This is a genomic window from Kribbella sp. NPDC104218 (assembly GCF_055584105.1).
The window spans coordinates 2966380-2988107 of record NZ_JBVJMQ010000001.1; the positions used below are offsets into that span (position 1 = coordinate 2966380).

Below are 21728 nucleotides of genomic sequence, written 5' to 3' on the forward strand. Positions count from 1 at the left end.
AGGGCTCCTTAGAAGGCGAAGACGTACATCAGGGCGATGTTGGCGCCCAGCAAGGGGATCGCGGTCGGGATCTGGGCCTTGATCGGGCCGTACTGGTCTTTCATCTCCAGTAGGGCTGCCGGCACCAGATTGAAGTTGGCGGCCATCGGCGTACAGAGAGTGCCGCAGAAGCCGGCCAGCATGCCGATGGCGAACACGACGGCCGGAGTGCCGTTGAACTGCTCTACCAGCAGCGGCCAGCCGACCGCTGCGGTCATCACTGGGAACGCAGCGAACGCGTTGCCCATGATGATCGTGAAGACCGCCATGCCGATGCAGTACAGCGCTACCGCGGCGATCAGCGATCCCTTGGGCACCAGATGATCCGTGACGCGGCCGACTGCCTTGCCGACACCGGATGCGTTGAACAGCAGGCCCAGCGTGGCCAGCATCTGCGGCAGAATCGCCGCCCAGCCGATGTGCTCGAGCAGTCGCCGTCCTTCGTGCAGAGGGACCGCTGGGGTGCGTGGGCGGAGCAGAGCCATGCCGACGGCCAGTGCGAGCAGGGAGGCGACGCCGAGGCCGATGATCGTGGCCGAACCGGTCTGGAGCAGCGGCTTGCCGTCACCGAGCTTCACCTTGGCCAGCCAGGCGCCGAAGAGGGCCGCGACCACCGGAATCACCAGTGCGGGCAGGAAAAGCTTGTTGCCGAACCGGTCGGCGAACTGGATCCGCTGCGCGGGCGTCGTCGTCCGCTCCTGCCCTTTACCCGGAAAGCCCGAGCCGGCCAGCACTGCGAGGCCGATGACCGCGATACCGAGCAGCCAGGCCGGAGCCTGCTTGTTGACCACGAAAGTGCCGTAGCCGAACGAGACGCCGAGGACGCCCCAGAAGACCGCGGAGCCGATCCGCTTCGGGTTGCTGCGGTCGTTGAGTACCTGCAGCGCGATCAGCACGAAGAAGATCCCGCAGAGCCAGTAGAACCACTCGACCTTGATCACTTCGCCGCCTCCGCTTTCGCCTCGGCCTTACCGGCTGCCACGAGGTTGTCGAGCTGTCGATCGAGATAGAGCAGGCGGGCGCCGTGGATGAGCAGCGCGCAGATACCGGTCGGGATCGCCCAGAGCGCGATGTCGATCGCCTCCAGCTGCAGCCCGTACGTCGCGTCGACGAAACCGGTGATCAGCAGGATCGAGCCGATCGCGACGAAGATGTCCTCGCCGAAGAACAGCCCGACCGTGTCGGCGCTGGCCGCGAAGCCCTTGATCTTCTCCTGGACCTTCTCCGGGAGTTTGCCGTAGCGGCGTTCGGCGGCGCCGGACGCCATCGGGTACACCAGCGGCCGGACCGCCTGCGCGGGCCCGCCGATACTGGTCAGACCGAGCGCGGCCGTGCCCTGCCGGATCAGCAGGTAGACGGCCAGCAGCCGGCCGGTCGTGACGACCGCGAGTTTGCCGATCAGCTTGCGGGCCTGCTGCTGCAGCCCGTAGCGCTCGATCAGCCCGATCACGGGCAGCGTGACGATGAAGACGGTGACGGAACGGCTGCCGGCGAACCCGTCGCCGAAGGCGTTCAGGATCTTGACCGGCGACAGACCGCCGATCAGGCCGGCGACGATCCCGGCCGCGGTGACGACCAGCATCGAATTCAGCCGGAGCGCGAATCCGACGACGACCACCGCGATGGCGAGCAGAACCCACATGGTTCCTCCCAGGGACGGACGGTGCGATTTACGTCACCATAGGAGATTGTTGAACGATCCTGCAATAGATCATTCGAACAAGTTGTCCGGTCGGTAACCGGCTGGTGGGCATACGTCAGCACCGGAACGCGCCGCGGCGGCTCCGGTGCGGGACTGCTGGGCGTTAGGGCAGGCGCCAGTCGATCGGGTCGGCGCCCTGCTCGACCAGGAGCGCGTTGACGCGGCTGAAGGGGCGGGAACCGAAGAAGCCGCGGTCGGCCGACATCGGGCTCGGGTGCGCGCTCTCGACGTACGGGATGCTGCCGAGCATCGGCTTCAGCGTCTGTGCGTCGCGGCCCCAGAGGATGGCGACCAGCGGGCCGCCGCGGTTCACCAGGGCGTGGATGGCCTGCTCGGTGACGGTCTCCCAGCCCTTGCCGCGGTGCGCGCCGGACTTGCCCGGCTGCACGGTCAGCACTCTGTTGAGCATCAGCACGCCCTGCTCGGCCCACGGCGTCAGGTCGCCGTTGGACGGAGCCGGGACGCCGACGTCCGCCATCAGCTCCTTGTAGATGTTCTGCAGGCTGCGCGGGATCGGGCGGACATCCGGCGCCACGGAGAAGCTCAGGCCGACCGGATGCCCGGGCGTCGGGTACGGGTCCTGCCCGACCACGAGCACCCGCACGCGCTCCAGCGGGCTCTTGAACGCACGCAGCACGTTCTCCCCGGCCGGCAGATACGGCCGTCCGGCCGCGATCTCACCGCGCAGGAATTCACCCATCCGGCTGACGGTGTCCTCCACCGGCGCCAGCGCCTCCGCCCAGTCGGGCGCCACCAAATCCGTCAACGACTTCGGGCTCACCCGCCACAGCATGGCAGTCCGCCGACCGTCCCCGCCAATCACCGTGGTCGCTGTGATGTCGCTCTCTGTTCGCGTGTCGGTCAAGCGGCGGTCCGGTCGGGCTCGGTACAAAGGATGCGGCCTCGCAGGGTATGAGCTTGCGAGGCCTTTGCCTTGCCCGGCGGCCCTGGTTGGCGGCCGTACTCGGCGGCGGTGGGTTCGGGGCGAGCGTAGGCTTCGTGGACGAGCTCACACCCCCGCTTGAGATGAGGACTGGTCGACGATGACCGAACCGACCGCTGCCGGCGCCACCGCGCCGAAGACCGCGTCGCACGACTCCGAGCCGAGCGCGAAACTCCGCGCCTTCATGAACTCGGGGTGGGCCGACTCAGAGCGCGACGACGTCACGCTGAGCGATGTCGGGGTCTGGGCGGCGAAGCGCCGGGACGCGTTGTCGCAGGCCTTCCCCGGCGAGCGCCTGGTGGTCCCGGCCGGGACGTACAAGGTCCGGTCGAACGACACCGACTACGTCTTCCGCCCGCATACCGACTACGCGTGGCTGGCCGGTGACCAGACGTCGGACGCCGTCCTCGTCCTCGAGCCGAACGGCACCAGCGGCCACGACTCCGTCCTGTACTTCCGCCCGCGCTCGGACCGCAGCGAGGGCGAGGAGTTCTGGCGCGACCGGATGTACGGCGAGCTGTGGGCGGGTCGGCGTCCGTCCCTGTCCGAGACCGCGAAGGAGTTCGGGATCGAGACGCGGCACGTCGACCAGCTCGGCGACGCGCTGAAGAACGACGTACCGACGCGCGTCCGCCGTGGTGAGGACGCCTCGATCGCCGCCCTGCTCAGCGGCGTCAGCACGGACGCCGGCCGCGACGGCGAGCTCGCCGCGACGCTGTCGGAGCTGCGGCTGGTCAAGGACGCGTTCGAGATCGAGCAGCTGCGGGAGGCGGTCGCGATCACCCACCGCGGCTTCTCCGACGTGCTGGCCGACATGGCCAACGTCCGCAAGTACGGCGAGCGCTGGATCGAAGGCACCTTCTGGCGCCGCGCCCGCGCCGAGGGCAACGACGTCGGCTACACCTCGATCGCCGCCGCCGGGCCGCACGCCACCACCCTGCACTGGATCGAGAACGACGGCAGCGTCGACGACGGCACGCTGATGCTCCTCGACATGGGCGTCGAGAACCGGCAGCTCTACACCGCCGACATCACCCGCACCCTGCCCGTCAACGGCGAGTTCACCCCCCGCCAGCGCGAGCTCTACCAGCTCGTCCTCGACTCGCAGAACGCCGGCATCGCCGCCCTCAAACCCGGCGTCCCGTTCCGCGCCGGCCACGAGGCCTCGATGGAGGTCATCGTCCGCGGCCTCGACGCGATGGACCTCCTCCCCGTCTCGGTCGAAGAAGCCCTCGACCCCGACAGCCGCCTCTACCAGCGCTACACCCTCCACAACGTCAGCCACATGCTCGGCATCGACGTCCACGACTGCGCCGCCGCCCGCAACGAGAAGTACCGCCAGGGCAACCTCGAAGCCGGCTACGTCCTCACCGTCGAACCCGGCCTCTACTTCCAGTCCGACGACCTCACCGTCCCCGAAGACCTCCGCGGCATCGGCATCCGCATCGAAGACGACATCCTCATCACCCCCACCGGCCCCGAAAACCTCTCCGAAGCCATGCCCCGCACCCCCGAAGCCATCCAATCCTGGATGTCCGGCGCCTGATCTCCAGCCACTCCCGGAAGGCGTCGACGAGCTGTCGGCGCCTTCTGCTGGTTCACGCCAACTGCGGGCCGAGGCCGTTGGTGGCCAGGGCCTCGAACCGCTCGTAGGCCTCGTCCGGCGACCAGGGGAGGTTGTTGTCCAGCCACCAGGTCAGAACGCCGATCAGGGTGTTGACGACAAAGACGACAGCCAGATCACGATCCACCGGGTCCTGGCGCGTGGAGCTCAGCCGCCCGGCCAGCAGCTGTGACACGCGGGTCTGGCCGATGCGCAAGGCGAGCCCGGCGGCCCGGGTACCGATCAGGGCCCGGTAGAGGCGCCGGTGGTCCGCTGCGTGGTGGAAGATCTGGCGCACCGGAGCGAGCGCGGATCCGTCATCGGCGGTTCCCTCGAATGCGGCCTCGATCTCGTCCAGACCGGACAGCAGCAAACTGTCCTTGCCGGTGAAGTTGGCGTAGAAGGTCGAGCGGCCGACATCCGCGCGATCGGCGATGTCCTGCACGGTGATCCGGTCGTACCCGCGCTCGATGATCAGATCGATCAAAGCCTCCCGAAGTTGCCGGCGGCTCCGGCGCACGCGGCGATCCATTGAGGCCTCCTGTTCCTGGACAGTTCGCGGTCGACCGTCCGGTACCGGTCGGTGGGCTCGATCTGCCCGTTGAACGATGCGGTCGTCCCGTCCAGCGTGGCATACATGACGACCAATAGCGGACAAACTGTCCCGAAACTTCGTGGGCTCGCTCTGGTGTTGCTGTGTACGGCGCAGGCGTTGGAGGGAATCGACGCAACCGTGGTGAACGTCGCCCTGCCGACCATCGGCGCCGAGTTGGGATTCGGGCCCGGCGAGTTGGTTTGGGTGGTGAACGCCTACATGATCACGTTCGGCGGATTCCTGTTACTGGCCGGGCGGATCGGTGATCTGGTCGGCCATCGACGGCTGCTGATGGCGGGCCTGACCGCGTTCACCGTCGCGTCGGCCGCCGCCGCTTGGGCGCCCAGCGCGGTGGTCCTTGTCGCGGCACGTGGCGCCCAGGGACTGGCGGCGGCGATGGTGGCGCCGATGACGCTGGCGTTGATCGCGCGGATCTATCCGGTTGGCCGGGAACGCGATCGGGCCCTTGCGGTGTGGGGTGCGGTGCTGGCGGTGAGCGGTGCGGCGGGGCTGCTGCTGGGTGGGGCGCTGGTCGAGCAGGCGGGCTGGCGCTGGATCTTCTTCGTCAACCTGCCGCTCGGTGTCCTCCTGGTCGCGGGCGTCGGCCGACTGCTACCGCCTGACGAGAGCCGGGGCTCGACGCGGATCAGTTTGGCTGGCGCGATCACGGTGTCAGTGGGGACTGGCCTCCTCGTGTACGCAACCCAATCGGCTGCGACCGCCGGCTGGCGCGCCCCACAGACGCTGCTCATCTTCGCCGCGGCCGGGCTGCTGATCGCGCTCTTCGTGGTTCAGGAGACCCGGTCGACCACGGAGCCGTTGATCGCCCCGGCACTGATCCGCGATCGGATGGTGCTTGGCGCGCTGACAGTCAACGCGTTTCGCTCCAGCGCGCTGTACGGGACGTTCTTCCTGGTCACCCTGTACCAGCAAGGGGTGCTGGGCCGGAGCCCGTTCGACACGGGGCTCGCGTACTTGCCGATGATGGTCGTCCTGATGCTGTCGGCAGCACTCAGCACCGTCTTGGTACGCCGGTTCCGGCCGCGATGGCTGGTCGGCGCCGGGTTGCTCGTGGCCGCCCTCGGCGCGCTGATGCTGAGCCGGCTCGACCCCGTCGACGACCTGATAGCGGCCGTCATCGTGCCGTCGTCGGTACTCGGCGCCGGGATCGGTCTGATCATCGTCCCAACGACAACGGCCGCTCTGTCCAGTGTTGCCGCTACTGCCGAAGGCGCCGCCTCCGGCCTCCTCAATGTCAGCCTGCAACTAGGTGGCGCGTTGGGCCTCGCCGTTCTCGGGTCGGCTGCCGCCGCGCGGACGACAGCTCAACTCGCGATCGGCACCGCACCGCTCGATGCCCTGACCGCCGGCTTCAGCACGGCGTTCGCGCTGGCGGCCGGGCTGCTGGTGCTGGCGGCCGTCGCCGGAGTGATCCTGCTCGACTCCGGCGACGGCCGATAACAGCCGGTGATCCCAGCGACCGGGCCGACGTCACACTCCGGTCCGTAAAGTTGCTGTGGGCATCTAATGTGTCGGGACCGCGGCTACCAGATGCGGACTCGGGATTGTGGGGGGAGGTACATGGCGTCGCCTTCGGTGGTTTTGTAGGTGTCGTGGAAGGCGTCGATGTTCTTGACGACGGCGTTGCAGCGGAACTCGGGTGGGGAGTGGGGGTCGATGGTGAGGCGGCGGGCGGCTTCTTCGGGGCGGGTTTTGGTGGCCCAGGCGTAGGCCCAGGCGGCGAAGAAGCGTTCGCCGCCGGTGCTGCCGTCGATGACGGGGGGCTCGGCGTCGCCGAGGGAGAGTTGGTAGGCGACGTAGGCGATGGCGAGGCCGCCGAGGTCGCCGATGTTCTCGCCGAGGGTGAGTTTGCCGTTCACGTACTGGCCGGGGGTCTCCACGGGGGAGAGGGCGTCGTACTGGGCGACCAGCTGGTCGGTGCGGGCCTCGAAGGCGGCGCGGTCCTCGTCGGTCCACCAGTCGTTGAGGTTGCCGTCGCCGTCGTAGCGGGAGCCCTGGTCGTCGAAGCCGTGGCCGATCTCGTGGCCGATGACGGCGCCGATCGCGCCGTAGTTGACCGCGTCGTCGGCGTCCAGGTCGAAGAACGGCGGGTGCAGGATGCCGGCCGGGAAGACGATCTCGTTCTGCCGGGGGTTGTAGTAGGCGTTCACCGTCTGCGGCGGCATGTGCCACTCGTCGCGATCCACCGGGGTGCCGAGTTTCGCGAGCTCGCGCGCGGTCTCGACGGCGACCGAGCGGCGCAGGTTGCCGATCAGGTCGGCCGGGTCGACCTCGAGGGCGCTGTAGTCCTTCCACTTGTCCGGGTAGCCGATCTTCGGCACGAACGTGGCGAGCTTGTCCAGCGCGCGCTGCCGGGTCTCCGGGCCCATCCAGTCCAGGTTCTCGATGCGCTGGCGGTAGGCCTCGACCAGGTTCGCGACGAGCTCGACCATCCGCGACTTCGCGGCCGGCGGGAAGTGCTCGGCGACGTACAGCTGGCCGAGCGCCTCGCCGAGTGAGCTCTCGACGACGTCCAGCCCGCGCTTCCAGCGGTCGCGCAGCTCGGGCGCGCCGGTCAGCGTCCGGCCGTAGAAGGCGAAGTTCTCCTCGACGAAGGCCGAGCTCAGCATCGGCGCCGCCGAGTGCACGATCCGCCAGCCGAGCCACTCCTTCCAGTCGGCGAGCGGGATCTCCTGCAGGGCGGCGGCGGCCGCGGTGAAGAACGACGGCTCGCGGACGACGACCTGCTCGAACGCGCTCTCCGGCACGGTCGACGCGGCCAGCCAGCCCGACCAGTCGATACCCGGGGTGAGCGCCTCGAGCGCGGCCCGGTCGAGTTTGTTGTAGGTCTGGGTGACATCGCGCTCGCGCACCCGGTCCCAGTGGTTGGCGGCGAGCCGCGTCTCCAGCGCGAGGATGCGCTCGGCCGCGCCGGCCGGATCGGGCCGGCCGGCCAGCTCGAGCAGCTTGGCGACATGCGCGACGTACGCCGCGCGGACGTCGGCCCGATCCTCCTCGCGGTAGTACGACTCGTCGGGCAGGCTCAGCCCGCCCTGCATCAGGTAGACGATGTACTCGTCGGACTTCTTCGCGTCGCCGTCGACCCAGACCCGGAAGACGCCGGTGACACCCTCGAGCTCGAGCTGCCCGAGCGCCGCGACCAGGCCCGGGACGTCGGTGACCGCGTCGGCCAGCGCGAGCTGGTCGGCGATCGGCGTCGCGCCCAGCCGCTCGACGGTCTCGGCGTCCAGGAAGCTGGTGTAGAGATCGGCGATCTTGCGGGCGTCGCTACCCGCGGGATGACCGGCCGCGACGGCCTTCTCGACGATCGCGCGGACATCCTGCTCGGCGGTGTCGCGCAGCACGTGGAACGCGCCGTAGATGGCCTTGTCCGCGGGGATGTCGTGCTCGGCGAGCCAGGCCCCGTTCACGAACTGGTACAGATCGTCCTGCGGCCGGACCGAGCCGTTGCTGTCTGCTGTCATCCCTGCCCCAAAGTTCTCGAGTCGACGTTGCTGACAGTGAACATACCCGGTCCCCGACAGCCGTCCTGAACTTTCCACAGGGCAATCCCGTTCTCCTGGAGGAGACCCCTGATCAGGAGGACCCGCCCATGTCACACCTCGTCCGCCGGCGCTCAGTTCTCGTCGGCGTACCCGCGCTCGCCCTCGGCCTGGCCACGGCCCCGGCCGCCACCGCGACTCCGCGCCACGACCGCTTCCCGGACCGGATCGAGCTCCCGGCCGGCTTCCAGCCCGAGGGCATCGCGATCGCCCGCGGGACGGCGTACTTCGGCTCCCGGCTGACCGGCGACATTTACGCCGCCGAGCTGCGCACCGGCGCCGGCAAGGTGCTCAGCCCCGGCCCGGGCACCGGCTCGCTCGGGATGAAGGTCGACGAGCGTGGCCGGCTGTTCGTGGCCGGCGCCGCCGGCGGCAACGGCCGGGTGATCGACACCAGGTCGGGCAAGGTGCTGGCCGGCTACACCTTCACCACGACCACGCCGACGTTCGTGAACGACGTCGTCCTCGGTAAGAACGCGGCGTGGTTCACCGACTCGCGGCAGCCGGTCCTCTACAAGCTTCCGCTCGGTAAACACGGCCAGTTGCCGACGAAGGCCGAGACCATCCCGCTGAGCGGCGACTATCAGCACACCGAGGGCAACAACGGCAACGGCATCGCTCTGACGCCTGACGGCCGTGCGCTCATCATCGTCCAGTCCTCGACCGGACTGCTGCTCCGCATCGACACCCGGACCGGTGCGGCCCGGCAGCTCGATCTCGGCGGCGCGGTGATGACGAACGGCGACGGCCTGCTGCTCAGCGGCCGGACGCTGTACGTCGTCCAGAACCGCCTGAACAAGATCGCGGTGATCGGTCTGGACAAGGCCGGTACGACGGGCAGCGTGCTGCGTGAGATCACCAGCACGGACTTCGACGTACCCACGACGGCCGCTGCCTTCGGCGACCGCCTCTACCTGCCCAACGCGCGCTTCACCACCACGCCGACCCCGACCACGCCGTACTGGGTGACCGCGGTCAAGCGGTAGCTCAGGAGACCGTCCGGAGGTCGCCGCGTGCGGCGGCCTTCAGGCGGCTGCCGCAGGAGAGGCGGACGGAGTAACCGGCCGGGATCGACAGCGGCTCACCGGTCTGCGGGTTGCGGCCGGTGCGCGGCGCGCGCATCACGCGCTCGATGCTCAGCAGGCCGGTCAGTGAGACCTTGTCGCCCTTGTGGACGGCCTCGGTGACGACGTCGCCGAGCGCGTCGAGCACCCTTTCGGCCTGGTTCCGCGGAATGCCCGCCTTCTGCGCCACTCCGGCGACCAACTCGTTGCGGTTCACGGCTCTCCTCACTCACGACTCGACTGACGGTTCGACCGGAACCTTAACCGAAATGATTGTCGTTAGCGAGAAGCTGTTCGGTATGCGGTCAGTCACAGCCTGTCGCGATCGTGCCAATGGCACCGGTCGGCACCGCGCGCGTTCCGGCGGGTTGGTTCGATCGCGGGGGCGATTTCCTCCTTCTGGAGGAGGCGGTAGCGACTTTCCGACCGTTAGGTTCGTCCACGGGAGTGACGTCTCCGGAGCCGCGCACCGATACGGTCGTGGGTATGAGTCAACCGCAGCCCATCGACCCCCGCTTCGTGAGCCGCCCGCAGGGCCGCCGCCCGAAGAAGCGGAAGAACTGGTTCCTGAGGACCATCGGACTGCTTCTGCTGCTGTTCATCCTGATGCTGGTCACGGTGCCGCTGTACGCGTGGAGCCGGATCGACAAGATCGATGCGATGCCCACGACCGGCGAGCGCCCGGCGGCGTCGTCCGGGACGACGTACCTGATGGTCGGCTCGGACGGCCGCGAGAACCTGAGCCGGGCCGAGCGGGCCCGGCTGCACACCGGCAAGGCCGCCGGGTCGCGGACCGACTCGATCATGCTGATGCACGTCCCGGACTCCGGTCCGACCGTTCTGGTCAGCATCCCGCGCGACAGCGTGATGGCGATCCCGGGGCACGGCAAGAACAAGGTGAACGCTGCCTTCGCGTTCGGCAAGGGCAATCCGGCGTTGCTGATCCGCACGCTGGAGAACAAGACCGGTCTGCGCATCGACCACTTCGTCGAGGTCGGCTTCGGCGGTTTCGCGTCCATCATCGACAGTGTCGGCGGTATCGAGATGTGCCTGCCGAAGGCGATGAAGGACAAGGATGCGCATATCGACCTCAAGGCCGGCTGCCAGGAGCTGGACGGCGTGAACGCGCTCGGCTACGTGCGCTCGCGGCACGCCGACGGCAAGAACGACTTCGGCCGGGTCGAGCGGCAGCGGCAGATGGTCGGCGCGGTCGCGAAGAAGGCCAGCTCGCCGTCGACGTTCCTGAACCCGGTGCGCTTCTACAACGTCGCCACCAAGGGTGTGGACGCGCTGACGGTCGACAAGGAGATGAGCCTGCTCGACTTCGTCAAATTCGCTCAGGGGATGCGTGCGGTCTCCGGTAGCGGCGGTGTGACGCTGACTGTGCCGATCGGCGACGACAGCGTCCGAGTGTCGGGTGGCGGGGTCGGCGTCGGTTGGGACGAGCCGAAGGCCCGTGCGCTCTTCAAGGCGCTCAAAGCCGGGAACACCACGGGTCTGAAGAGCTCCTGACAGATGCGTCTCGACGACCTGCGCCAGGCGCGTTTCAACTACGACATCGTCGGTTCGACCCGGTACGACGAGACTCCGGCCGGCTACCACCGGCTGGAGCACCGGGCTCGGCTGGGCGCCGGTGATGAGGTGTTCCAGCGCGCAGGCGAGGCGCTGATGACATGGCGGATGCAGCCGCGGGCCGGGCTGCCCTTCGCTGCGGACGGCCGTGCGGACGTCGGCGTCAACGCGCTGGGTCGGCTGGCCGGGCTGGCGATCCCTTGCCGGGTGGTGTGGACGGTCGACGAGCCGGACCGGATCGGGTTCGCGTACGGCGCGCTGGAGGGTCACCCAGAGGCCGGTGAGGAGTCCTTCGTCGTCACTCGGGAGCTGGCCGGCATCTACTTCACTGTGAAGGCCTACAGCCGTGCGGCGGCCTGGTACGCCCGTTTGGGCGGACCGGCCACACGCACGCTGCAGAAGCTGGCAGCGCGCCGCTATGCGAGCGCGCTGCGCCAGCTAGCCCTCCAGTAGCGAGACCTTCGTCAGCGGCGCACGGAGCGCAGCCGGAGTCGGCACCGGCAGGGCGTGGCCAGGGACCGTGACGTCGCCGGCCGGCAGCTCACCGGTCAGCAGGTACTTCGCGCCGATCTCGTTCGCCGCGTTGTTCACCAGCAGCCGGGAGTTCGAGAAGACGCAGTGCTTACCGGAGTCCTTCTCGGTGACGAGCACCGATCCCTTCAGGACCTTGTGCAGCTTGAGCGCACCGGCGTACGGCGTCGACGGGTCGCCGACCGTGTTGAACAGCAGGATGCCGGGCAGGCCGCGGCCACTGATATGCAGCGGGTTCTGCGGACCGGTCGGCCAGTCACGGCAGGCGCTGCCGTTGGCCCAGATGCCGTCCCATGCGAACTGCGACGACTTCGCGAGCCGGGCGGCGTCCCGCTCGTAGCCCGCCTTCGTGGCCGGCCAGCGGGAGTCGGCGCAGATCACCGCGTTGAAGATCGCGTTGGACTGCTCGCCCTCGACGCTGGTGTCAGGCGACGCGAAGTCGACCAGGTCGGCGTCGCTGCCGTCCACCACGTAGCTGCTGAGCGCCCGGGTGAAGTTGATCCAGTTGCTCTCCGAGAACATCACACCGGCGGCGAGGCTGAGCAGCTCGTGGCCGCCGACGACGCCGTGCGGTGTGGTGCGGAACTCGGTCAGAGTCTTGTTCCAGTTGGCGCGGACCGCGCCGACCGTGCTGCCCAGGTGGAAGACCGAGTCGTACTTCGCGACCCAGCCCAGGTAGCTGTCGAACCGCTTCTGGATGCCGGGCGCCTGAGCCAGCCCGGCCTGGTACCAGACGTCCTTCGGAGTCGGGTCGATGTTGCCGTCCAGAATCATCCGGCCGACGCGGTGCCGGAACAGCTCGCCGTACACCGTGCCCAGGTAGGTGCCGTAGGAGAAGCCGAGGTAGTTGAGCTTCTGGTCGCCCAGTGCGGCGCGGATGCGGTCCATGTCGCGCGCGACGTTCGCGGTACCGAGGTGGGGGATCAGAGCGCCGGACTTGGTGCCGCAGCCGTCGGCGAAGCCGCTCCAGAGCTTCCACAGCGGGCCGCGGCTCGACGGCGCGTCCGGATCGGGCTGCGGGGCAGGGAAGTACGTCGGCTCGACGCAGCTGATCGGCGTACTGTGCCCGACGCCGCGGGGGTCGAAGCCGATCACGTCGTACGCGTCCAGTACGGCGGGCTGCAGGCGTGTGAAGCCGGTGGCGTCCGGTCGGGTGAGCGTGCCGGCCAAAGTCGAGCCGTAGCCGCCAGGACCGCCCGGATTGACCAGAAGCGACCCCAGCCGCTTGGCCGGGTCCTTGGCGGCGTGCTTGGTGACCAGAAGCTCCAGAGTCGGCCCGTGCGGCCGCCTGTAGTCCACAGGTACCTGCATCGTCGCGCAGGTCAACGCGGGGAACGGTGTGGCGATATCAGCCGGACATGCGCCGAATACCAGCGAGCTCGGCGCCGGTGCGGCAGCGGCCGCAGTGGGCGCGACCGGTGCGATCAGGGCGAGCGTCGCGGCAGCGACAACGGGCAAGCGATAACGCATGAAAGCAACCCCCTACGGTGAGCACGTTGTCTCGCAACGTAGCCGCGCCCCCGCAAACATGCCAGCAACTTGCCGCTTCCTGCAGTCCTCAGAGGTTGGCGGCTTGGACGGTCAGGGCGCGGAGCGACTCATAGCGGGGACGGAGGGCGGCTACGCGGTCCACATCGGCTGGGAGCGGGGTGAGGTGTTCGCCGCCGGGCTCTGGGGAGAGGCCGAGGGCGATGGCGGCGGCGCCGCGGGCGCCTACCTCGGCCTCGGCGCAGACGTCGGTGGGGCGGGCGAAGGTGGCGGTGAGGCAGCGGCGCCACCAGGCGGAGGCGTCGATACCGCCACCGCCCAGGACGACGGAGAGCTGGTGACCGAAGAGGTCGTCGAGCATGCGCAGCCCGCGGTCCACTTCGAGCGAGACGCCTTGCAGGGACGCAGCGAGCATGGACTCCGCGGTGTCGTCGAAGGAGAGCCCGAAGTACGCGCCGGAGCCGCCGGGAACGGTGGCCGGCGGTCGTGTGCCGGCCTGGAACGGAACGGCGATCAGACCGGGCGCACCGACCTCGACCGTGGTCGGCTCCTCGTGCTGGAGCCGCAGTACGTCGGTCAGCCACGCATGCATGTTTCCGGCCGCGGAGAAGGCCATGCCGGTCACTGCGTGCTTGTCGTCAACGCGGTACCGCCAGAGCTCCCAGGGCAGCTCAGGAGCGTTGTCGATCGGGTGTACGACCCGAACCGCGGCGGACGTTCCGATGGTGACCGCAGCGGTCGTCACGTCGTACGCACCGGTGCCCACGTTGGATGCGGCGCCGTCGCCAGTCGGCGGGTGCACCGGTACGCCGACCAACCCGGGCCAGCGTCGTTCGTACTCCGCTGTGATCCGCCCTGTCCACCCGGACGGGACGATCGCGGGCAGCTGGTCCGCTTTGACACCTGCGATGGCCAACGCCTCGTCGTCGTACGTACCGGCGGCAAGGTCGAGCGAACCGGTACCGGAGGCAACAGAAACCGAGGTGACGCGCTGACCGGTCAGTCGTTCGAGCACTAGGTCCGGCAGGCCGGCGAAACTGGTAGCGGAGATTTCTGACAGCAGCCACGGGATGCGCCGCGGCCAGTACAGCCGGTGCAGCCAGGCGCCGGTACGGGCGTGGAACGCCTGCTCGTCGAACGACGACCCCGGCGTGGCCGGGATCGAGCGAGTGTCCGCCCAGGTGATCACTGGGGTGAGGGCCTCGCCACGGGGGCCCAGGGCAACGATCGAATGCCACTGCGTGGACAGCACGATCGCCTCGATCCCCTCGAGGTGACCGCCCTGCTGCAGCTCGTCGAAACAGCCCAGCAGGCCCTCCACGTACTCGTGCAGGTCCAGCACGGCGGAACCGTCGGCGCCGTACGTCGGGCTGATCTTGTGCCGGGCCAGCGCTCCTGGCACCGGTGCGGCATCGGCCGCGGTCAGCACCAGCGCACGGGTCGACGAGGTGCCGAGGTCGAGCGCGAGGATGCGCCCGTCAGTCTTCGTCATGCAGCGCCTTCAGGAAGGTCGCGGCCCACAGGTTCACGTCGTGCGCGGCGAGGTGCTTGCGCATCGCCTTCATCCGGCGGCCGAGCTGGCGGTCGTCGGTGTTCATCGCGTCGACGATGGTGTCCTTCATGCCGTTGATGTCGTGCGGGTTCACGAGGAAAGCCTGCCGGAACTCGTCGGCCGCGCCGGCGAACTCGCTGAGCACCAGCGCGCCGGTGTCGTCGTACCGGGTGGCTACGTACTCCTTGGCGACCAGATTCATCCCGTCCCGGAGCGGAGTGACGACGGCGACGTCCGCGGCCCGGAACAGCGCAGCCATCTCGGTCCGCGAGTAGGACGTGTGCAGGTAGTTGATCGCCGGCGTACCGATCCGGCCGTGCTCGCCGTTGATCCGGCCGACCAGCAGCTCGATCTCGTCGCGCAGCACGCGGTACTGCTCGACCCGCTCGCGGGACGGCGTCGCCACCTGGACGAAGACGGCGTCGTCGACAGAGACCCGCTTCTCGTCCAGCAGCTCGCCGAACGCGCGCAGCCGCTGCCGGATGCCCTTGGTGTAGTCGAGCCGGTCGACGCCGAGCAGCACGTGGGCCGGGTTGCCGACCTCCTCGCGGATCTCGCGGGCGCGCTGTTCGGTCTCCGGCTGCCGGGCCAGCTGCTCCAGCTCGCCGACGTCGATCGAGATCGGGAACGCCTTCGCACGGACGATCCGGTCGTCGGGCAGGTGGATCCGGTCGCCCCGGGTCCGCAGGCCCATCCGGTTGCGGGCCAGGCGGGCGAAGTTGGACGCGGCGCCGGGCCGCTGGAAGCCGACCAGGTCCGCACCCATCAGACCGTCCAGAATCTGGCGGCGCCACGGCATCTGCGCGAACAGCTCGGTCGGCGGGAACGGAATGTGCAGGAAGAACCCGATCCGTACGTCGGGGCGCAGCCGGCGCAGCATCGCCGGAACGAGCTGGAGCTGGTAGTCGTGCACCCAGACGTCAGCGCCCTCGTCCGCGGCTTCCGCGGCCGCCTCGGCGAAGCGGCGGTTCACTGCGACGTACGACTCCCACCACTCGCGGTGGAACTCCGGTGCGACGATCACGTCGTGGTACAGCGGCCACAACGTCGCGTTGGAGAAGCCCTCGTAGTAGAGCTCGACATCCTCGGCGGTCAGCATCACCGGGACCAGATGCATCCCGTCGTTGTCGAACGGGTCCACCTTCTCGTCGGCGCTGCCGGTCCAACCGATCCAGGCGCCGTCGTGCGCCTGCATCACCGGGTGCAGCGCGGTGACCAGACCGCCCGGGCTGCGCCGCCACGCCGTACTGCCGTCAGGCATCTCGATTCGGTCGACAGGCAGCCGGTTGGCCACCACTACGAAGGAACTTCGTCCGTCGGGCATGTTTTTGTTCATCCAGTCAGGTCGTCGTCGTCACCGGGGTAACGGACCCCGATCTGGCTCCGTGTCTCGTCGAGCAGTTCGAGGATCTCGAGGGTCGCGGTGTGTGGCAGCGACGGCACCTCGATGTGTCCGTCACGCAGCGCGCGCATCACAGCGGCGGCCTCGTAGTGGTACCCAAGCCCATGCGTCGGGACGTCGACCCGCTCCGCACCGGCCGCAGTGTGACGGACGTAGTACTCCGGGTGGTGGAACCGGTGCGGCAGCTGCAGACTGCCCTGCGGCCCGCTGACCGATGCGACCCAGGGGTTCTGTGATTTCAGACCGCAGGTGAGCGCAGCGACGGCGCCGGAGTCGTAGCGCCAGGCCATGGCGACATTCAGATCGATGCCGTCGTCGTTGAGCGCGCCGACTGCCTTCAGCTCAGCCGGACGGCCCAGAGCCATGTAGGCGAACGTCATCGGGTAGATGCCGCCGTCCATCAGGGAGCCGCCGCCGAGCGCTGGGTCCAGCAGCCGGGCAGGAAGGGCCGGCTTGTGGAAGGCGAAGTCGGCGACGACCTGCTGCGGCTCTCCGATCACACCGGTCGCCAGGTCGGCGAACAGCGCCTGAATGACCGGATTGGTGCGCATCCACATGGCCTCGGCGAACAGCGTCTTGTGCTCGCCGGCAACCGCTACCAGGTCCTGCGCCTGTTTGGCAGTCAGAGTCACCGGCTTCTCGCACAGCACCGCAATGCCGGCCTGCAACGCCGCCCGGGCGATCTCGTAGTGCTGTGGGTGCGGAGTGCCGATGTAGATCACGTCGACCGTGCCGGACTCGATGAGCCGGCGGTAGTCGGCGTACGCGTGCTCGATGCCGAACTCGGCGGCGAACCGGTCGGCGCTGTCCTGCGACCGGGACGCGACCGCGGTGGCGACCGCGTCGTCGAGGAGTCGCAGGTCCTTGGTGAACGAGGTGGAGATGTTGCCCGTAGCAACGATGCCCCATCTGACGCGATCTACACCCACTGTGTGAACTCCGGGGTCGGGAACGGTCCGTTGTCCTTGATTCTCGCGGTTTCGAAGGCGTGAGCCAAGCGAATGAGCGTGGCATCACTCCCGCCGGTCCCGCTGAACGCGAGGCCGACGGGCAGCCCGCCGACCAGTCCGGAGGGCACGGACAGCAAGGGATAGCCGGCCAAGGCGGCGTGTGACGAGCAACTGCCCAGGACCTGGTCGCCGTTGACCAGGTCGATACTCCAGGCCGGTGAGTACGCCGGGTGGACCAGTGCATCCAGGTCGTTGGACCGGAGCAGGTCGTCGATACCGCCCCGCCCGGCCTGTACGGCTGTGAGCCGCGCGGCAACGTATTCAGCGGCGTCCAGACCAGTGGTGGCAGCGGAGCGTTCAAGGAGCTCCTGACCGAACCACTGCAGTTCCTGGTCCGCATGTGCGCGGTTGAACGCAATCAGGTCGTCCAGCGTGCGTGGACCGCCAGGCGCGCGAGTAGCGAGGTACGCCGCCATGTCGACCTTCATCTCATGTGCCAGCACCTGCAGCTGGTCTTCGTCGCCACCTGGCGCCGGCAATGAGAGGTGGTCGACCAGAGTCGCGCCGCAGCGGCTGAGGATCTCCAGCGCCCGCTCGGTCACCTGATCGAGGCCCGCTGAGTAGCCCCAGAGCGGCCCGCGCGGGACGCCGATGCGCACCCCACTGAGGTCATCGCCGCGGCAGTGCTCGGTGTAGTCGGTACCACCGTCGGCAAGCACGCTCAGCAGCGCTGCGGACTGCAGAACGGTTCTCGTCATCGGACCAGCGGTGTCCTGACAGTGTGAGATCGGCACGATGCCCTGCTGCGGGACCAGACCCACCGTCGGCTTCAGACCGACGACACCGTTCAGTGCGGCCGGGCAGACGATCGAACCGTTGGTTTCGGTCCCGATGGCGAAGTCGGCGAGCCCTGCGGCCACTGCGGCGCCGGAACCGCTCGATGAGCCGCCGGCGGAGCGGTTGAGCGCATACGGGTTCCGGGTGAGGCCGCCGTACCCGCTCCAGCCGGAGCTGGACGCCGAACCGCGGAAGTTCGCCCACTCGCTCAGGTTGGTCTTGCCGAGGATGACGCAGCCCGCCGCACGCAGTCGGCGGACGATCGGGGCGTCCTGGGGTGGCGGTGGCTGCTCGGCCAGCGCCAGCGAGCCCGCGGTGGTGAGCAGGTCGGCAGTGTCGATGTTGTCCTTCACCAGGACCGGTACGCCGTGTAGTGGGCCGCGCTCCCGACCTTCGTCACGCTCCGTGTCGAGACGGGCGGCGTCGGTGAGAGCGGCGGGGTTCGGTGTGCAGATGGCGTTGACCAGCGGCTCCACCGCGCGGCTCCTGGCCTGCAGCTCGTCCACCAGCGCCTGGGTGGAAACAGTTGAGCTCACGCCTTGATCCTGCCAGAGTTGCCCCGGTCCGGCCGCCCGCCCACGACACGCTCCGTGTCGCTGGACCGGTGAATGACATGGCTGTTGTTCTGCACGTACAGTGGAGCGCGGACGGACGATCACCGACCGCACAGGAGTCAGCAGCAGATGGACAGCGCCAACGCCAGCTCTCCCGGCCCCGCCGAGGCTGCGCAGCCGCTCATCGCCGGGCTGTCGGAGCGTGACGGGCAGATCCTTGCTTTCGAGCGCCACTGGTGGAAGTACGCCGGTGCCAAGGAGCAGGCGATCCGGGACCAGTTCCAGATGTCCGCGACCCGGTACTACCAGGTGCTGAACGCGCTGATCGACCGGCCGGAGGCCCTGGTGCACGACCCGCTGCTGGTCAAGCGGCTGCGCCGACTGCGCGCTGCCCGCCAGCGCGCCCGCTCGGCACGTCGTCTGGGCATCGAGGTCTGAGTATGCGCCGCCCGAAGGGCGACTCCGGCCAGGTCCTGTCGTCACTGGTCGCGGTGGTCGCCGTTGTCGCGATCGTCGGCGGCCTGCTGGTGCTGTTCGGCACCCGCGGGAGCGACAGCAGCGCCGACGAGCCCAAGAAGAGCACCAGTACGCCGAAGCCCTCGGAGGGTAAGTCGACGGTCGGGGCCAGCGTGCCCCAGAAGCCGACCGAGAAGCCCACGGAGCCGGTGAAGACGACTGCGCCGCCGAAGACCACTCCGGTGCCGACTGCGCCTCCGGCGACGACGGAACCGCCAGAAACGACGGAGCCCCCGCAGCCACCGGCCAGCGGTCCGACGACGATTCCGCCGACGCAGCGCCCGGGGATCGAGGTCTACAACAACACTCCGCGCAAGGGGCTGGCCGACTCGGTCGCAGGCCGCGCGCGGCAGGCCGGCTGGACCGTCTCCGGTGTGGACAACTGGCGCGGCAAGGTCGTCAGTAGCACGGTCTACTACCCGCCTGGAATGGCCGCAGCGGCCGCGCAGCTCGCCAAGGACCTCGGCATCAGCCGGACCAAGGATGCCCTCGACAACATGAAGAAGGATCGCCTGACCGTGATCCTGACCGGGGACTACCCCGGATGAGCACACCGGTCATCCAGACCGACCTCGGTCACGCGGGCTGGCAGGCGATCGTCGCCGATCCGGCCGCAGCGGTGATCGCCACCGATTTCGACGGCACCCTGTCACCCCTCGTCGAGGATCCGGCCCGCGCCCGGCCTGTCGACGGAGGTCTGGACGCTCTGGCCCGGCTGGCCCGCTCGGTCCGCCAGGTCGCGATCGTGACCGGTAGGCCCGCGCTGGTCGCGACCGAGCTCACCGGCGTCACTGCGCACGCCGGTCTGGCGAGCCTCGTCGTACTGGGCCACTATGGGCTGGAGCAGTGGGACGCCGCGACCGGCAAGGTCACCTCTGAGGCGGTCCCGGCCGGCGTCGCTGTGGCGCGGGAGCGCATCCCGGAGCTGCTGCGGGACGCCGGGCTGCCGGATGCGTTCATCGAAGACAAAGAAAGCTCGCTGGCCGTCCACACCCGCCGCCTGCCCGACCCGGCCGGAGCCTTCGACCGACTGCGGACGCCGCTCACCGAGCTGGCTGAAGCGACCGAGCTGCGCCTTGAGCCGGGCAATCTGGTTCTGGAGCTTCGTCCGCCCGGTGTGGACAAAGGCATCGCGCTTCGCCGCCTCCTCGAGTCCACCGGCGCGCAGTCGATCCTCTACGCCGGTGACGACCTCGGTGACCTCGCTGCGTTCCGGGCGATCGAAGAACACCGCAAGACCGGGCTGAATGCCGTACTGCTCGCCACTCGCTCTTCTGGTGCGACCGAGCTGATCGAGGCGGCCGACATCGTCGTGGACGACCCCACTGGTGTCGTTACCGTGCTCACGGCCCTTTCGGACGCGATCGCAGCGCGCTGACGGCCTGTGTGACCGTCCGAGTGATCGGCTGAACCGGCCGTTCGACGTACCCGCCGTCCTTCAGGCTCGCCAGCCGCTCGAACGGGTTCCGCGACGCTGGGTCACCCGTCAGCAGCCAGGACGCCACCACGCAGACGACGTACAGCGGCAGCATCGGCAAGCCCAGCAGGCACAGGTACTGCCACGAATGCCGCTCCTCGTGTTTCAGCAGCAGCTCGTTGTCGAAGTAGCTCCGGTCGTGCTTGCTCAGGACGACGTTACCGATCGTGAACGCACCGGCCACCGGAAAGCCCAGCCGGTACCCGTTCGCGAAGAACAGCCCGCGCGGCCCGCGGGTGACCTTCGCCCGGCCGAGCCCGGCCACCAGGAAGCCGGCCAGGGTGGACAGGTTCACGAAGTTCCCCACCAGCTTCACCCACAGCCACCCGGTCATGAGGCTCAGTATGCGGTTCTGTCGGTGGAGTGGGTAAGACTTGGCGCGTGGGTTCGACGGTGCGGGTCTGGCGGGCGGGGCGGGTGGTGGATCCGCACTCGGTCATCGGTGGGCTGCGCAAAGGGCCAGGCGACCCGGCGTACGTCTTCGATGCTGGACGGCGGACGGTGTGGCGGGCCACCCGGACGCCGGAGGGGTCGGTGCTGCTGCGGCTGACGCCGCGGGGCGCCGAGGTGGAGGCCGAGGCCTGGGGGCCGGGTGCTGCGTGGGCCCTGGAGGGTGTTCCGGAGCTGCTGGGTGATGCCGACAGCTGGGAGGGTTTCGAGCCGCTACCGGCGCACAGAGCGCTGGTGGACGCCGCTCGGCGCTTCCCGCATGTGCGTGTACCGCGGACCCGAGCTGTCTTCGAGGCGATGGCCGCGGCCGGCATCGAGCAGGTGGTCACCGGTAAGGAGGCCTTCCGCGGTTGGCGGGCGCTGCTGCATGAGTACGGCGAACCGGCGCCGGGCCCAGGCGGTCCCGAAGGGCGGCCGATGAAGGTTCCGCCGGCGCCTGAGGAGTGGCGGCTGATCCCGTCCTGGCAGTGGCTGCGGGCAGGCGTCGAAGGACGGCGGTCGCGGGTGGTCGTCACCGCTGCGACGCGGGCGCGAGCGCTGGAGCGGACGCTCGAGCTGACCGACTCGGCCGAGATCGAGCGGCGGCTGCGGTCGCTACCCGGGGTCGGCGTCTGGACGGCGGCCGAGGTGCGCCAGCGCGCCCACGGGGACGCCGATGCGTTCTCGTTCGCCGACTACCACGTCTCGCGCAACGTCTCCTACGCGCTGATCGGTGAAGAGCTGGACGACGACGGCTGTGCCGAGCTGATCGAGCCGTACCGCGGTCACCGCTTCCGCGTGCAGCGCCTGCTGGAGCTGGCGGGGATCGGGCATCCCCGCTACGGCCCACGGAAGTCCTTGCCGACGCACACCCCCGGGGCAACGCATCGCCTGCGCTGACGGTGGGCACT

At 69.0% G+C, this 21728-nt stretch carries 21 protein-coding genes; 9 read left to right on the forward strand and 12 right to left on the reverse strand.

Translation table 11 applies throughout. From position 1 onward, the window contains the following. Window positions 1-8: 8 nt before the first annotated feature. The 3 genes from ACZ6ZD_RS14005 to ACZ6ZD_RS14015 form a co-directional block, all read right to left on the reverse strand. Entirely contained in the window at window positions 9-980 is a 972-nt protein-coding gene (locus ACZ6ZD_RS14005; protein WP_465671788.1) for a DUF979 domain-containing protein, read from the reverse strand. Next, window positions 977-1681 carry a DUF969 domain-containing protein gene (locus tag ACZ6ZD_RS14010; protein WP_465671790.1) on the reverse strand — a complete coding sequence of 235 codons (705 nt, stop codon included), beginning with the start codon at window positions 1679-1681 and terminating at the stop codon, window positions 977-979. The genes ACZ6ZD_RS14005 and ACZ6ZD_RS14010 overlap by 4 nt, the downstream gene beginning before the upstream one ends. A gap of 163 nt (window positions 1682-1844) precedes the next feature. Continuing rightward, window positions 1845-2534 carry a uracil-DNA glycosylase gene (locus ACZ6ZD_RS14015; protein WP_465671792.1) on the reverse strand — a complete coding sequence of 230 codons (690 nt, stop codon included), beginning with the start codon at window positions 2532-2534 and terminating at the stop codon, window positions 1845-1847. A gap of 250 nt (window positions 2535-2784) precedes the next feature. On the opposite strand from ACZ6ZD_RS14015, the gene ACZ6ZD_RS14020 reads away from it, so the two are divergent. Further along, a complete protein-coding gene (locus tag ACZ6ZD_RS14020; protein ID WP_465671794.1) occupies window positions 2785-4230 on the forward strand; it encodes an aminopeptidase P family protein in 1446 nt (481 codons plus the stop codon). A 52-nt stretch (window positions 4231-4282) separates the two neighbouring features. Here the strand turns inward: ACZ6ZD_RS14020 and ACZ6ZD_RS14025 are convergent, their stop codons facing one another. Then, window positions 4283-4819: a TetR/AcrR family transcriptional regulator gene (locus ACZ6ZD_RS14025; protein WP_465671796.1), complete on the reverse strand. Its 537-nt coding sequence runs from the start codon at window positions 4817-4819 to the stop codon at window positions 4283-4285. A gap of 105 nt (window positions 4820-4924) precedes the next feature. On the opposite strand from ACZ6ZD_RS14025, the gene ACZ6ZD_RS14030 reads away from it, so the two are divergent. Beyond that, a complete protein-coding gene (locus tag ACZ6ZD_RS14030) occupies window positions 4925-6343 on the forward strand; it encodes an MFS transporter (RefSeq protein WP_465671798.1) in 1419 nt (472 codons plus the stop codon). Window positions 6344-6426: 83 nt separating this feature from the next. On the opposite strand, the gene ACZ6ZD_RS14035 is transcribed toward ACZ6ZD_RS14030, so the two are convergent. After that, the gene (locus tag ACZ6ZD_RS14035; RefSeq protein WP_465671800.1) at window positions 6427-8367 is read right to left on the reverse strand and encodes a M13 family metallopeptidase; all 1941 of its coding nucleotides are present in this window, start codon (window positions 8365-8367) and stop codon (window positions 6427-6429) included. A gap of 128 nt (window positions 8368-8495) precedes the next feature. Between ACZ6ZD_RS14035 and ACZ6ZD_RS14040 the strand changes: the two genes are divergently transcribed. Next, window positions 8496-9431 (forward strand): SMP-30/gluconolactonase/LRE family protein, encoded by a 936-nt coding sequence (locus ACZ6ZD_RS14040; RefSeq protein WP_465671802.1) that lies wholly within the window; start codon window positions 8496-8498, stop codon window positions 9429-9431. Between the two features lies 1 nt (window position 9432). Here ACZ6ZD_RS14040 and ACZ6ZD_RS14045 read toward each other — a convergent pair whose 3' ends face one another. Continuing rightward, window positions 9433-9726, reverse strand: a complete 294-nt coding sequence (locus ACZ6ZD_RS14045) for an HU family DNA-binding protein (protein ID WP_465671804.1) — start codon at window positions 9724-9726, stop codon at window positions 9433-9435. A gap of 269 nt (window positions 9727-9995) precedes the next feature. Between ACZ6ZD_RS14045 and ACZ6ZD_RS14050 the strand changes: the two genes are divergently transcribed. Beyond that, window positions 9996-11021, forward strand: a complete 1026-nt coding sequence (locus ACZ6ZD_RS14050; RefSeq protein ID WP_465671806.1) for an LCP family protein — start codon at window positions 9996-9998, stop codon at window positions 11019-11021. Between the two features lie 3 nt (window positions 11022-11024). Continuing rightward, window positions 11025-11534, forward strand: coding sequence for a DUF1990 family protein (locus tag ACZ6ZD_RS14055; protein ID WP_465671808.1), 510 nt, complete (start codon window positions 11025-11027; stop codon window positions 11532-11534). Here ACZ6ZD_RS14055 and ACZ6ZD_RS14060 read toward each other — a convergent pair. From ACZ6ZD_RS14060 to ACZ6ZD_RS14080, 5 genes are all read right to left on the reverse strand, one after another. Next, on the reverse strand, window positions 11520-13082 hold the full coding sequence (locus ACZ6ZD_RS14060; protein WP_465671810.1) for an alpha/beta hydrolase: 1563 nt from the start codon (window positions 13080-13082) through the stop codon (window positions 11520-11522). The two genes, ACZ6ZD_RS14055 and ACZ6ZD_RS14060, sit on opposite strands and share 15 nt — an antisense overlap. Window positions 13083-13170: 88 nt before the next feature. Continuing rightward, a complete protein-coding gene (locus ACZ6ZD_RS14065; protein ID WP_465671812.1) occupies window positions 13171-14592 on the reverse strand; it encodes an FGGY family carbohydrate kinase in 1422 nt (473 codons plus the stop codon). Next, a complete protein-coding gene (locus tag ACZ6ZD_RS14070; protein WP_465671814.1) occupies window positions 14579-15988 on the reverse strand; it encodes an alpha,alpha-trehalose-phosphate synthase (UDP-forming) in 1410 nt (469 codons plus the stop codon). The genes ACZ6ZD_RS14065 and ACZ6ZD_RS14070 overlap by 14 nt, the downstream gene beginning before the upstream one ends. Then, window positions 15985-16983, reverse strand: a complete 999-nt coding sequence (locus tag ACZ6ZD_RS14075; RefSeq protein ID WP_465671816.1) for a Gfo/Idh/MocA family protein — start codon at window positions 16981-16983, stop codon at window positions 15985-15987. Before ACZ6ZD_RS14075 ends, ACZ6ZD_RS14070 begins: the two co-directional genes overlap by 4 nt. Continuing rightward, window positions 16974-18377: an amidase gene (locus ACZ6ZD_RS14080; protein WP_465671818.1), complete on the reverse strand. Its 1404-nt coding sequence runs from the start codon at window positions 18375-18377 to the stop codon at window positions 16974-16976. The genes ACZ6ZD_RS14075 and ACZ6ZD_RS14080 overlap by 10 nt, the downstream gene beginning before the upstream one ends. Before the next feature lie 147 nt (window positions 18378-18524). Here ACZ6ZD_RS14080 and ACZ6ZD_RS14085 point away from each other — a divergent pair, with 147 nt between their 5' ends. The 3 genes from ACZ6ZD_RS14085 to otsB are packed head-to-tail and all read left to right on the forward strand — an operon-like array spanning window position 18525 to window position 20289. Further along, window positions 18525-18833, forward strand: coding sequence for a DUF3263 domain-containing protein (locus ACZ6ZD_RS14085; RefSeq protein WP_171678848.1), 309 nt, complete (start codon window positions 18525-18527; stop codon window positions 18831-18833). A 2-nt stretch (window positions 18834-18835) separates the two neighbouring features. After that, window positions 18836-19459, forward strand: coding sequence for a LytR C-terminal domain-containing protein (locus tag ACZ6ZD_RS14090; RefSeq protein ID WP_465671820.1), 624 nt, complete (start codon window positions 18836-18838; stop codon window positions 19457-19459). Next, complete coding sequence (gene otsB / locus ACZ6ZD_RS14095; RefSeq protein ID WP_465671822.1) at window positions 19456-20289, forward strand: trehalose-phosphatase; 834 nt, start codon at window positions 19456-19458, stop codon at window positions 20287-20289. Before ACZ6ZD_RS14090 ends, otsB begins: the two co-directional genes overlap by 4 nt. Here otsB and ACZ6ZD_RS14100 read toward each other — a convergent pair. Then, entirely contained in the window at window positions 20255-20722 is a 468-nt protein-coding gene (locus ACZ6ZD_RS14100; protein ID WP_465671824.1) for a hypothetical protein, read from the reverse strand. The genes otsB and ACZ6ZD_RS14100 overlap by 35 nt on opposite strands. Window positions 20723-20769: 47 nt before the next feature. Between ACZ6ZD_RS14100 and ACZ6ZD_RS14105 the strand changes: the two genes are divergently transcribed. Further along, window positions 20770-21717: a DNA-3-methyladenine glycosylase family protein gene (locus tag ACZ6ZD_RS14105; protein ID WP_465671826.1), complete on the forward strand. Its 948-nt coding sequence runs from the start codon at window positions 20770-20772 to the stop codon at window positions 21715-21717. The last annotated feature ends 11 nt before the right edge of the window (window positions 21718-21728 follow it).